We start from the raw sequence: 11,905 nt of genomic DNA on the forward strand, positions 1-11,905 counted from the left end.
CTCTTGAGGCAGTAATCTTAGGCGTCGGCAGTGCGACCTCTCCCCGCCCTTTGCGGGGAGAGGTTGGATTGCGCAGCAATCCGGGTGAGGGGCATGGCACTGACGAAGCCTCATCGCAGCTCCATCGGATTCGCAAGGCGTCCTTCTATCGCAGCACCACCCCTGAGGCTGCCCCTCACCCCGACCCTCTCCCCGTGAAGAACGGGGAGAGGGAGCGCACCGCTTGCGCTGCCATTCATCGAGCCTCAGCTAACAAACGGCTTGGTAGATTTCCTTCTGTTCATCCCCTCAATACGCCTTCGGATCCCCGCTGTCGTTCGGCTGCGCGAAGGCCTTCTGCAGCACCGCCGTCATCGGGAAGTTGAAGTTGACGCCCTTCGGCGGCACCGGGGCCATGAACCATTTCGCGTAGAGCGTCGCGATCTCGGGGCTGGTGTAGAGCTTCGCCGTGGCGCGGTCGACGACGGTCTTGAAGGCGGGATCGTCCTTGCGCAGCATGATGCCGTAGGGCTCCGGCATCGAGAACTGGTCGGTCGAGATCGCGTAGTCCGACGGCGTCTTGGCGCTGGCGACGAGCCCGGCGAGCAGGATGTCGTCCATCACATAGGCGTCGGCGCGGCCGTTCTCGACCATCAGGAAGCCCTCGGCATTGTCCTTGGCGGCGACGATGTTCAGGCCGAGCTGGCGAGATGTATTGGCCTCGTAGAGCTGCTTGATGTTGGTGGTGCCCGATGTCGAGGCCACCGTCTTGCCCTTGAGATCGTCGATCGTCTTCAGGCCGCTCGCCGCCTTGGCGACGAAGCGGTTCGCGGTCAGGAAATAAGTGTGGGAGAAGGACACCAGCCGCTGCCGGTCGAGATTGTTGGTGGTCGAGGCGCATTCGAGATCGATGGTGCCGTTGGCCATCAGCGGAATGCGGGTCGCCGACGACACCGGCGTCAGCTTCACGTCGAGCTTGTCGAGCTTCAGCGTCGTCTTGATCTCGTCGACGATCCGGCCGCAGATGTCGAGTGCGAAGCCGAGCGGCTTCTGGTTGTCATCGATGTAGGAGAACGGCAGCGAGGTTTCGCGGTAGCCGATCGTGATCGTGCCGGTCTCCTTGACCTTCTGCAAGGTCCCGGTGAGCTCCTCGGCAACCGCAGGTGCGACCAGCACCGTTGCGACCAGAGCATACGCGACGAGACGTGCCTTGTTCATTCGTTTCCCTTGCCTTTGGATGCGGGTCACTCGGCAAAAGCAAGGAGCGGGCCACGGCGGCTATACCCGTCCCTTCAGGTTTGGCTGTGGCAACATCAGCGACGGCGCTGCCACCCTTGCGGCTGGCGCGACGGCGCGGCCTGGCTCATAATACCGGGCGTATCGAGATGAGGCGCGCATGCTGTTCATGGTCATCGAACGTTTCAAGGACCGCGATCCGATCCCCGTCTACCGCCGCGTCCGCGACCCCGGCATCACCTTCCCCGAGGGGCTCAAATATCTCGGCAGCTGGATCGAGCCGAATTTCGACCGCTGCTTCCAACTGATGGAATGCGACGACGCGCGTCTGCTGCAGCAATGGATCCTGGCCAATGCTCGCGACACCGGCATGACGTTCGAGATCGTGCCCGTGGTGACCAGCGCGGAGACGCGCGAGGTGGTGGCGCCGTATCTCGATCAGGCGTGAGCGCGGAAGGAGCAATCGTGGATTGGTTCGAGAGGCTCACCGGATTCAAGGAAATCGATTATGCCTCCACGCGAGCCAAACTGAAGGTCGAGAACGGACGCCTGACATCTCTCGTCAATAGGAGGAGCTACGGCATTGGGCGGCTCGAGCTGCCGAAATTGTCGGAGCTTCGGCGACAAGCACAGCAGTCACCGCGCAGACCAGGGAAGCGTCGCGTGAACCTCGTCAGCGGCGATGTCCGCACGCTTCATCTGGTCCCGGAGTTTGCCGGCGCCCTCTTCCAGGTTGCCTCGCAGTTCAATCTGCTGGAGATGATCGGTCCCCACGCAACGCCGGAAGACGGCGTGACGATCTACCAGTCCGATCCGACGCAGGGGCCTGCCTGCGCCATTGCCGCGGGTGCCGCGACGATCTACCGGAACTACTTTGCTCCGCTTCCCGGTCAATCAGGTCAGACCCGCCACCGGCAGCTCGACGCGCTCGCCGATGTCGAGGCCGCTCTGAGACGCCGTCTGCCACGCGGCGGCGAGCTTTGGGCGATGACGAACGGCTATGCCCTGTGTACGCGGAGCGGGCTCGACTCCATCACGGCCATCCTCGATGCGAGCGATGAGGGTGAGATCGATGCGCTGCGCGGACAGCTTCGGATCGGCCTGCATTCCGACGTCGAGCTGACCGACGCGGACGAGCCGCGGCCGACGGTGTCGCAGGCCTTCTGCTCTGCTCTGCCCGTCGCCTACTGCTCGCCCGCGCCCCGCTATTGGGAGCCATTCGCTCGCCTCGTCCTGGAGGCCAGTTACGAGGCCACGATTTGGGCGGCCGTACTCAACGCCATCAGCGGCTCGAACATCGTCCTGCTCACCAGCGTCGGCGGCGGCGCATTCGGCAATGAAGACAGCTGGATCGAAGACGCGCTTCGTCGGGCGCTGCTGCTGGCCTCCGGATTCGACCTCGACGTCAGGCTCGTCAGCTATGACCGTCCGACCGAGGCGTTCCTGCGGCTGCAGCGGGAGTTTGGCTAGCGCCGCTCACGGCACGATCCCTCACCTCCGTCCCTGCCCGCACGCGCTCGTCCCAACCGTTCCGCCGGTCGTCCCACGACGCTGGCCCGGACTAGCCGGCCGTGGCCCCTGCGTGGCCGACCGCACCATGACGGTTCTGCCGTCGCAACCCTTGCGGTCCGTTCACGTCAGGAGGTCAAAATGTCGTCTCATATCCATTTCCTGAGCATTCCCGCGCTCGTGCTGATTGCGACGCTGTCGGCATCATCGGCACACGCCGCTGATGCAGCTCCGGTCGGGGGCAGGTTCATGTGCAAGACCGACGAAGAGCACAAGAACCGGGTGGAAGGCGATCCCGCCCACGAGCTCATTCTGCTGAGATCGAAATGCGACGGCCGCGCCTCCGGCGCATCCGCCCGCTTCGACGGCGGCCAGGTCATCATGCTTGAGCTCGACGATCTCGTCCGCGGCAACGGCACGCTGCGCGGTTACGACCACATCAAATACCCTGATGGCAGCGTGCAGATGGACAGCTATATCGGCCAGCAGACCACCACCGTGGTGAACGGCAAGCAGGAATGGACGGCCGTCGGCACCTGGGAGCAGACCGCCGGAACGCGGGGCCTCGCCACGTCGCATCTGCGCGGCACGTGGACCGCGAAATCGACATCCGACACCGAGTACGTCATCGATTGGGAGGGCGCGTCCGCCGAGACCGGTCCATGACTTGCGGACGCTGTTTCGCCAGCGAACGCCAAGCCGCCACTTGTAGTTCGTAGGGTGGGCAAAGGCGCTCCTCCGCTATCTCCGCGCAGAGGATGCCAGAGCGCCGTGCCCACCATCTTGCTGATGCCGATTCCGATCAACGGTGGGCACGCTGCAGCCTGTCGGCTGCCGCTTTGCCCACCCTCCACCGTAACCCCTACCCCTCGAACGCAAACAGCTCGATCGGGTCGCTGAAGCCGCGCACCGGAAATTCGCCGACGCGCTCCAGCGCGAAGGGTCCTTCGACGAGCTCGGCAAAAGCGCGGGACATCAGCACGGGGCGGCCCACCTGCTTGGTCAGCGCCTCCATGCGCGAGGCCATGTTGACCGCCGGTCCGATGACGGTGAAATCCAGCCGCGTGCGCGAGCCGATATTGCCGTACATCACGTCGCCGACATGGATGCCGATGCCGTAACGCAGCGGTTCGCGGCCGGTCTCCGCATGGCGCGTGTTCAGCTCCGCCATGGCTTGCCTGGCGCCGGTCACCGCATACAGCAGGTTCTCGCAGGCGCCGGGCTGGCTGAGCGGAAAGATCGCCAGCAGGCCGTCGCCGATGAACTTCAGGATCTCGCCGCCATGTTGCGTGATCGGCTCGACCATCGCGTCGAAATAGCCGTTGAGCAGATCGATCACGTCGTCGCGCGGCCAGTTGTCGGAGATCTTGGTGAAGTCACGAAGATCGCAGATCATGATCGCGGCGCGCACGGTCTCGCCGCTGCCGCGGCGCGTCGCGCCCGCCAGGACCATCTCGCCAGCATGCGGCCCGACATAGGTTTCGAGCAAGGTGCGCGCCAGCCGGTTCTTGATGCGGATCTCGCTGACCAGCGCCAGCACCGGCATGAGCCGCAGCAGCGCATCGATATGCTCCTGATGGAAGCCGCCGCGCCGGTCGGTCGCGAAGGTCACGATGTGGCGCTTGCCGAGCGTATGATACATCGGCCAGGCGACATAGTCGGTCAGACCCATGGCACGCATATCGTCATAGACCGCGTGCTGGCGGCCGAGCTTCGGGTCGCGTGCGAGATTCTCGCGGATCTCGTCGGCACCGTCATAGATCTCGCTGGCAGGGCTGCCGATATATTCCGAGCGCTCGCGCACGTCGTAATCGACCCGCGCGATCTCCGCGCCCTCCATGCCGTCGCTCCACAGGATGCGGGCGCCGAGCCATTGCGGATGGTTGATCTGGACATGCAGCGAGGCGCGCATCACGGGAATGCCGGCCCGCTGCAGCCGGATGCACATCTGGCCGAAGATGTTGTCGATGAAGCGCTCGTCGCGGGTGCCGTTGGTGAGCCAGTCCACGACCTCGTCGCCGAGGCGCTGGCCGGGGACGTGATGGGCGTCTGCTGCGGTCATGGCGATCTCCTGCGGCTTGTCGGTCCGGGAGATGTCGTGCGGCAGTGCGAAAGAGTCAATCGACGTCTTGGTCTGGCAGGCTGCCCGGATGGGCAGGCTTCGTCCATCCTCATGGTGCGGTCGATCGGCCTTGGCCAGCCGACCAGATCATTGGCGTCTTGTGTCACGGGCGGATGACGCGCATCCGCCCGCTCCAGCCTCCTAAGGCCTCAGAAGTGCACCACCGTGCGCAGGCCGAGGACCACGGCGTTGCCGGTCTTCACGCCGGCGGCGTTGAAGCCGCGTCCGCCGGGGTTGATGACGTACTGGGCGTCAAACTTCAGGTTCATCCAGCCAGTCGCCTGCCAACCGTACCAGGCCTCCAGCGGAATTTCGTTGCCGCCGGCATTCGGCGTCAGCGCAGCCGAGTTCACGTGAGTGGTGCCGACCGCGAAGCCGACCTCGTCCTCCGGCCGGAACGAGAAGGTTCCGGTGTGCTTGATGCCCCAGGAGACCTGGTAGTCCTGATAGGCGGTGCGGTGATCAGCCACGCTGGTGTTGAGGAAGGTGTACCAGCCCTGCGCCTTCGGCCCCTCGACGGTCAGGCGCTGCAGGATCGATTCGTAGATCCCGTAGCGGCCGCGCGAGCTGCTGAGGTTCTGGTCGCCCACGCCCGGGCCTCCGGCGACGGCGCCGATGATGCCGGGGAGACCGCCATCGATCGTCGATGCGCTGTCGTACCAGCCGCCGAAGCGCCAGGTGCCGTTGAGCGGACCGCTCGGCTCATACACCACCTCGACCGGCACCAACACGCCCGAAGCCGGATTGGAGCGCGGAATGCCCGGCGCGAGATAGACGCCGGCATCCGACGTGGTCAGGTAGTTCGGGTTGGCATCGTAGACGCCGACCGACAGCTTCCATTCCTTGGTGAAGTTGTAGTGCGCCACGCCGGCCCACTGGCTCACCGGCCAGTTGTAGATGTAGCCACCCTGGATGTTGCCCGGTTGGCCGCCGCAGAAGGTCAGGTTGATGAACTCGCACTGGCCGAAGAAGAAGTCCGAACCGACCGGCAGCCGGCCGCCCTTCAGCACGAGGCGATCATCGAACAGCTTCTGCTGATAGTAGAGTTCGGTGAGGCGCAGGATGTTGCCGCGGCCGAACACCTCGTTGGTCAGCATCAACGCCGGAATGCCGGCTTCGCTGTTGAGGTTCTTGCCGAAGCGATCGACCAGCGTGACGCCGATCAGACCGCCCGGGATGCCGGCGAGCTTGGCCATGTCGAACTTGGCCTCGAACCACAATTGTCCGGCATTCGCGGACGTCTTGCGCGATCCGCCCGACAGGTTGGTGACAGCTTCGTCACCCAGCGTGAGCGCGAGCGAGATGCCCTGCTCCTTCAGCTTGGTCCGGCCGAGATCGCCGAACAGATACGGCCGCGTCCAAAAATCATCGGTATAGGGGACCGGTGCGGGTGCCTTCATCGGCAGATCTGCCGCGACAGCCCCACTCCCCATCAAACAAGACAAAGCGACCCCTGCGCCGCACATGCGCGCGGTCGTCACAAACCCACTCATTTTTCCTGCTCCTCGCAGCGCCCCAGGCTCTGGCTGTTATCTGACGCGTCCGGCCCAGAGCCTCCGTCCCGGCGCGCGCTTCCCCACGGCTCAACCCCGGCCGCCGCCCATTTGTTGGGCGAATTCGTCAACCTGAGATTGGACGGTCAGCCTAGCAAGCGCTGGGGTGCCTTTGAATAGTCATATTATATCTTGGAGTCGGTATATGCGTAACTGTGACATGAGTGTCACATACCGCATTGCGAAATATACACTGATGCGCGAGGCATTCGTTGCCTGCAATTGCGGCACACCCTTAGGCATGAGGTCCACAAGGCTTAAGCCCCTGCGTGTGGGCATGCTGACGCCCATCGCTCCGATTCCGGCCGACAACGGCAACGGAGAGAGTCGCCGTCGTGGCGCGCCTAGTTTCGACGTCCTTGGCTGAGGCTCGTTGATTTGCCCGACGAGCAGCGTTCGCGACGTAGACGCGGGCCGACGGCCATCATCCTGTTATCGAAGTCGCCTGCGCCAAAACACTCAATTCGCCATCAGCCTCAGTCACATCGCTGCTTTCAAGAGGATCGCGCAAAACAAAAGGCTTCCGAAAATCAGCAAATCATGTCTATTCTCTCCCCGTTCCGGTCCGGATGAGGGACGTACGCGTCGTCACGACACGTTGGGCCGGCAATGCGGTGGACGTGAGGGCATCAGCGCGCTTTACGGCGCGGACGAATGATGTGCTCGCGGACGTGAAGTCGCGTGGTCCTGACACCCCGAAGCCGGTGTCCCCCGCGCAATGTGCGCAAGCGCATTGTCGCGACACGGTGGCCAACAAGCCGGTGCACCGAGGAGATCGCGTATAAGCGTTAAAACCATCGCGCAGGGAATGCCGGGTCGAATCGGCTGCACCTGTGGTGACTGCCGCCTGCTTTTCTTGCTGCAGGCGGGCCATGGGTGAGGCCTTCACCCGGCATTCCCTGCGCCCTCATCATCGTTCGAGGGCGACGCCTTCCGCATCCTCCGGGCGCGATCGCGCCGCGGATGCGTTGTGACGTGCTTTGCTGTTTGACCGGTTGAAGATGATGGACGGAGCATGCCGATGTCGCACGCATCGAAAGTGAGCGCCGCTTTCGATGCAGCGGTCAGCCTTCGAGCAGCGCCGTGAACACCCGCCGCACCTCGCTCTGCGTCTCGCGCACGCGCGCCTCCAGCGCCGAGAAATCCGGCGCGTCGCCGGCCCGCGCCAGCACCCGCAACAGGTCCTCGCCGGCCTGGTCTGGCTTGAACTTGTCGCTGACGCACAGGCGCAGGATCTGCGTGAGGTCATGATAGAGCCGCGCCGCCTGGCGCAGGATCACGGCTTCCGCGCGCGCCAACACGCCGAGCCGTTCGGCATTGTCGAGCACCGTCAGCGAGCTGACGTCGAGAATCTCGGGCGTCGTCGCCGCATGGACGAGTTGCAGATATTGCGCGACGAAATCGATGTCGACCATGCCGCCGGCGGCGTGCTTGAGGTCCCACAGGTCGGTCTCGCCCTTCTCGGCAGCGATGGCGCGGCGCATGTCCGCGACATCGCGCGCGATCGCCTGGGCATCGCGGCTGCGGCGCAGCGCGGTCTGGATGATCTCCTCGATGCGAGCGCGGAACGCCGGCGAGGCCGAGATCACGCGCGCGCGTGTCAGCGCCATGTGCTCCCAGGTCCAGGCCTCCTGCTCCTGATAATGCGCGAAGGAATCGATGTGCGACGCGAGCGGACCCGCACGCCCCGACGGACGCAGCCGCATGTCGATGTCGTAGAGCACGCCGTAATTGGTGCGCGAGGTGAAAGCGGAGATCAGCCGCTGTGTGAAACGGGCGAAGTAATGCGCGCCCTGCAGCGGCCGCTCGCCGTCGGAGTCGGGCTCGTTGGCGTCGAAGTCATAGAGCAGGATCAGATCGAGATCCGACGACGCGGTCATCTCACGCGCCCCGAGCCGGCCCATGGCGATGATCGCCGTCTCCTGGCCCTTGATGCGGCCGTGCTGCGCGGCGAAGCGATCGGTGACGAGGCCGTGCACCGTGTGCGCGATGCCCTCGGCAACGTCGGCGAACGCCGTGCCGGCCTGCTGGGCCGACACCGTGCCCGAGAGGATGCGCGTGCCGATCAGGAACAGGCTCTCCTGGCCGAACAGCCGGAGGCGGTCGAGAAACTCCTCATAGGTGCCGGCATCCTGCAGGGTCGTGGCCAGACGTTCCGACAATTCGCGCTTGTCGGGAATCGCGCCGAAGAAGCGCGGATCGATCAGGCCGTCCATAAGCCGCGGCTGCCGCGCCAGCATGTCCCCGAGACGGGGGGCTGCGCCGAGCACGAGGGCTACGAGCGCGACGAGATCGCGGTTCTGCCCGAGCAGGGTGATGAGCCGGCCGCCGAGCTGCAACGCCTGCAGGAAGCGGTCGAACGCGACGACGGCGCGATCGGGCTCGTCGGCGTGAGCAAGCCCGACGATCAGCGCCGGCAGGAATTCGTTGAACGCGGTGCGCGTCGTGTCGGTGCGGAAGACGCGGTACTCGCCCGCGAGCCATTGCTGCAGCGTCTTGGCGACCATCACCGGATCGCGGAAGCCGAGGCCGGCGAGATGCTCCATCAGGCGCGGCTCGTCGGGACCGGCGCCGTAGTTCACCGGCGGCAGGCTCACGGTGCCGGTGGGATCGCCCTCGAACAGCCGGGCATAGTGGCCTTGGACGATGTTGAGGTGGAACAGCAGGTCGGTCGCAAAGCGCTCGCGACTGTCATAGCCGAAGAAGCAGGCGAAGCGGCTCACGCCTTCGACGTCGTCTGGAAGGCTGTGGATCTGCTCGTCGGCCATCATCTGCAGCCGGTGCTCGACGCGGCGCAGGAACTCATAAGCCGTGGTGAGCTCGTCGCGGGCCTGCTCGGTGATCCACTTGCTCGCGGTGAGCACGTCGAGCGCCTGCAAGGTCGGGCGCACGCGCAGCTCCGGGTGACGGCCGCCGGCGATCAGCTGCTGGGTCTGGGCGAAGAACTCGATCTCGCGGATGCCGCCGCGCCCGACCTTGACGTTGTGGCCCTCGACCGCAATCTCGCTCTGGCCGCGATAGACCTGCATCTGCCGCTTCATATCGTGGACGTCGGTCAGCGCCTGGAAGTCGAGATGCTTGCGCCAGACGAACGGCGACAGCTCGGCCAGCATCGCCTCGCCCGCCGCGACGTCGCCGGCGCAGATGCGGGCCTTGATCATCGCGGCGCGTTCCCAGGTGCGGCCCTCGCGCTCGTAGTAATGCAGCGCCGCCTCGGTCGACATCGCCACCTGCGTCGAGGCCGGGTCCGGCCGCAGCCGGAGGTCGACGCGGAACACATAGCCGTCCGCGGTGCGGCTCTGCAGCAGCCGCGCCATGGCCTGGGTGACGCGGACGAAGAACGGCTGCGGCTCGATGTCGCGCGCGAGGGAATTCGCCTCGGGATCGAAGAACACGATCAGGTCAATGTCGCTCGAATAGTTCAGCTCGCCCGCGCCCATCTTGCCCATCGCCAGCACGAACAGCCCGCTGCCCTGCTCCGGCTGCTCGGCATCGGGAGGAGCGAGCCGGCCGCGCGCGGTCTCCTGCCGCAGCAGATAGCGCAGCGCCATCTGCACCGAGGAGACGGCAACGTCGGTCAGCCCCGCTGTCACCTGCATGACGGGCCAGACGCCGCCGATGTCGCACAGCGCGATCAGCAGCGCCGCCTCCGCCTTCAACTGCCGCAGCAGCCGCATGACATCCGCTTCGCTGCTACAGGCGAACACCTCGCGGCCGGTGCGGGCGATCAGCTCGGTGAGATGCGCCTGCGGCTCGCAGCGCAAGAGACGGTCAAGGCGATGCGCGTCGGCGCGGACGAGATCGTAGAGATAGGGCGAGGATTCGGCGATGCCGAGCAGGATGGTGCGCGGCCAGCCTTCTGCGAGCAGCGCGCCGAGCGAGGCGGCCAGGGAGGGCTCGAGCTCGGCGAGCCAGTCTTGCAGACGGTGTTCGGCTTTATCGGGCGCACGGACATGCGGGCCGGCAACAAAACGCCCGGCCAGATTCTGCCCGTCCGCGTTTCCCGGCGCGGAGGAGGTCATGCTGCCTTCTGTGGCACATCCTGTGTCGGCGCCGCAAGCTTCGCGGGCACGCCTGCGCCGGCGGGCAGAACGAGCGTCGCGATCAGCCCGGGTTTGGCATCGCCGAGCCGGAGCTCGCCGCCATGCAACGTGGCCACCGCCGAGGCGAGACTGAGGCCGAGGCCGGAACCGGGCAAAGTCCGGCTCGCCTCCAGCCGCACGAACCGCTCGACGGCGTGCTTGCGCTCGGCTTCGGGAATGCCCTCGCCATGGTCGGTGACGCTGAGCAGCACCTGGCCGCCCTCGCGCCGCGCCTCGATCAGGATCTCGCGGCTCGCCGCCGCCGCATGGGCATCGAGCGGCAGCGCGGCCGGCTTGCCGTATTTGATCGCGTTCTCGACGAGGTTGGCGAGCGCCTGGCTGATCAGCTCGCGATTGCCATGCACCGGCGCCGCCGCGGCGTTGACGCGCAGGGTCATGTCGTTGTCCTCGGCGAGCGGCTCGTACAATTCATGGATGCCGCCGGCAACCTCGGCGGCATCGAACTCCACCATGTCGCCCCGCGCCTGCCCCGACTCCGCCCGCGCGATCATCAGCAGCGCATTGAAGGTGCGAATGAGGCCATCGGATTCCTCGATCGTGCGCTCCAGCGCGCCGCGATACTCCTCCTCCGAGCGCGACTTCGACAGCGCCTCCTCGGCGCGGTTGCGCAGCCGCGTCAGCGGTGTCTTCAGATCATGCGCGATGTTGTCGGAGACCTCCTTGAGGCCGGTCATCAGCGCCTCGATGCGCTCCAGCATCGCATTGAGGTTCTCCGCCAGACGATCGAGCTCGTCGCCGCTGCGCCCGACCGGCAGGCGGCCGGACAAATCGCCGTCCATGATCCGCCGCGTCGTGCCGGTCATCGCATCGATCCGGTGCAGCACGCGGCGCGCGACGAAGATGCCGCCGCCGATGCCGAGCACGACGACCACCAGCACCGACCATTGCGCCGCCTTGGCGACGATGCCGAACAGCCGCCGGCGCTCCTCGAGGTCGCGGCCGATCAACAAGCGAAAGCCGCTCGACAGCTGCGTGACATAGACCAGCGCGCGATGGTTCTGCTCGCTGGTGTCGTCGAGCCTTCGATAGAACGTCTCCGACCAGCCCGACGAGCCCATCACGCCAGGCGCGAGCGAGCCGACATTGCCGGCGATCGCCTGCCCCGTCGGCGTAGTGATCAGATAGAGATTGGCACCCGGACGCAGCGCGCGGTTCTCGATGTTGAAGACCAGCCCGCGCAGGCCGCGATGCGAGAAGATGTCGGTCATCTCGCTGATCTCGGCGGTCACCGTGGTCGAGATCTGCTCGGTGATCAGGCGGCGGGTGTTCCAGGCGAAATAGCCGAGCAGCGAGGCGGCGAACAGCGCAAACAACAACAGATAGACCAGCGTCAGCCGGAACGCCGTGGTGCGGATCAGCTTGCCGAAGGCCGTCACGGAAACGTCCTCGCCGGCCTGCCGCGC

Annotated in this window: 8 protein-coding genes; 3 read left to right on the top strand and 5 right to left on the bottom strand. The window is 65.7% G+C overall.

All coding sequences use genetic code 11. The annotated features are described in order from the left end of the window. Window positions 1-288: 288 nt before the first annotated feature. A complete protein-coding gene (locus BRAD285_RS20420; RefSeq protein ID WP_006614523.1) occupies window positions 289-1,197 on the bottom strand; it encodes an amino acid ABC transporter substrate-binding protein in 909 nt (302 codons plus the stop codon). A 178-nt stretch (window positions 1,198-1,375) separates the two neighbouring features. Between BRAD285_RS20420 and BRAD285_RS20425 the strand changes: the two genes are divergently transcribed. The 3 genes from BRAD285_RS20425 (at window position 1,376) to BRAD285_RS20435 (ending at window position 3,390) form a co-directional block, all read left to right on the top strand. Further along, window positions 1,376-1,663 carry a DUF3303 domain-containing protein gene (locus BRAD285_RS20425; RefSeq protein ID WP_006614524.1) on the top strand — a complete coding sequence of 96 codons (288 nt, stop codon included), beginning with the start codon at window positions 1,376-1,378 and terminating at the stop codon, window positions 1,661-1,663. Between the two features lie 17 nt (window positions 1,664-1,680). Continuing rightward, window positions 1,681-2,685, top strand: a complete 1,005-nt coding sequence (locus BRAD285_RS20430) for a hypothetical protein (protein WP_006614525.1) — start codon at window positions 1,681-1,683, stop codon at window positions 2,683-2,685. A gap of 180 nt (window positions 2,686-2,865) precedes the next feature. Further along, window positions 2,866-3,390, top strand: coding sequence for a hypothetical protein (locus tag BRAD285_RS20435; protein ID WP_006614526.1), 525 nt, complete (start codon window positions 2,866-2,868; stop codon window positions 3,388-3,390). 196 nt (window positions 3,391-3,586) lie between these two features. Here BRAD285_RS20435 and BRAD285_RS20440 read toward each other — a convergent pair whose 3' ends face one another. From BRAD285_RS20440 to BRAD285_RS20460, 4 genes are all read right to left on the bottom strand, one after another. Next, a complete protein-coding gene (locus BRAD285_RS20440) occupies window positions 3,587-4,786 on the bottom strand; it encodes an adenylate/guanylate cyclase domain-containing protein (RefSeq protein ID WP_006614527.1) in 1,200 nt (399 codons plus the stop codon). A 209-nt stretch (window positions 4,787-4,995) separates the two neighbouring features. Further along, window positions 4,996-6,339 (bottom strand): carbohydrate porin, encoded by a 1,344-nt coding sequence (locus BRAD285_RS20445; RefSeq protein WP_006614528.1) that lies wholly within the window; start codon window positions 6,337-6,339, stop codon window positions 4,996-4,998. A gap of 1,124 nt (window positions 6,340-7,463) precedes the next feature. Next, window positions 7,464-10,421 (bottom strand): bifunctional [glutamine synthetase] adenylyltransferase/[glutamine synthetase]-adenylyl-L-tyrosine phosphorylase, encoded by a 2,958-nt coding sequence (locus BRAD285_RS20455; protein ID WP_006614529.1) that lies wholly within the window; start codon window positions 10,419-10,421, stop codon window positions 7,464-7,466. After that, window positions 10,418-11,878, bottom strand: a complete 1,461-nt coding sequence (locus BRAD285_RS20460) for an ATP-binding protein (protein WP_006614530.1) — start codon at window positions 11,876-11,878, stop codon at window positions 10,418-10,420. Before BRAD285_RS20460 ends, BRAD285_RS20455 begins: the two co-directional genes overlap by 4 nt. Between the last annotated feature and the right edge of the window lie 27 nt (window positions 11,879-11,905).

It is taken from the genome of Bradyrhizobium sp. ORS 285 (assembly GCF_900176205.1).
In the GTDB taxonomy this organism is placed as follows: Bacteria; Pseudomonadota; Alphaproteobacteria; order Rhizobiales; family Xanthobacteraceae; genus Bradyrhizobium.

Bases quoted from the DNA above. Each gene is read 5' to 3' on its own strand.
- BRAD285_RS20420 (WP_006614523.1), bottom strand. From the start codon at position 1,197: ATGAACAAGGCACGTCTCGTCGCGTATGCTCTGGTCGCAACGGTGCTG.
- BRAD285_RS20425 (WP_006614524.1), top strand. From the start codon at position 1,376: ATGCTGTTCATGGTCATCGAACGTTTCAAGGACCGCGATCCGATCCCC.
- BRAD285_RS20435 (WP_006614526.1), top strand. From the start codon at position 2,866: ATGTCGTCTCATATCCATTTCCTGAGCATTCCCGCGCTCGTGCTGATT.
- BRAD285_RS20440 (WP_006614527.1), bottom strand. From the start codon at position 4,786: ATGACCGCAGCAGACGCCCATCACGTCCCCGGCCAGCGCCTCGGCGAC.
- BRAD285_RS20445 (WP_006614528.1), bottom strand. From the start codon at position 6,339: ATGAGTGGGTTTGTGACGACCGCGCGCATGTGCGGCGCAGGGGTCGCT.
- BRAD285_RS20455 (WP_006614529.1), bottom strand. From the start codon at position 10,421: ATGACCTCCTCCGCGCCGGGAAACGCGGACGGGCAGAATCTGGCCGGG.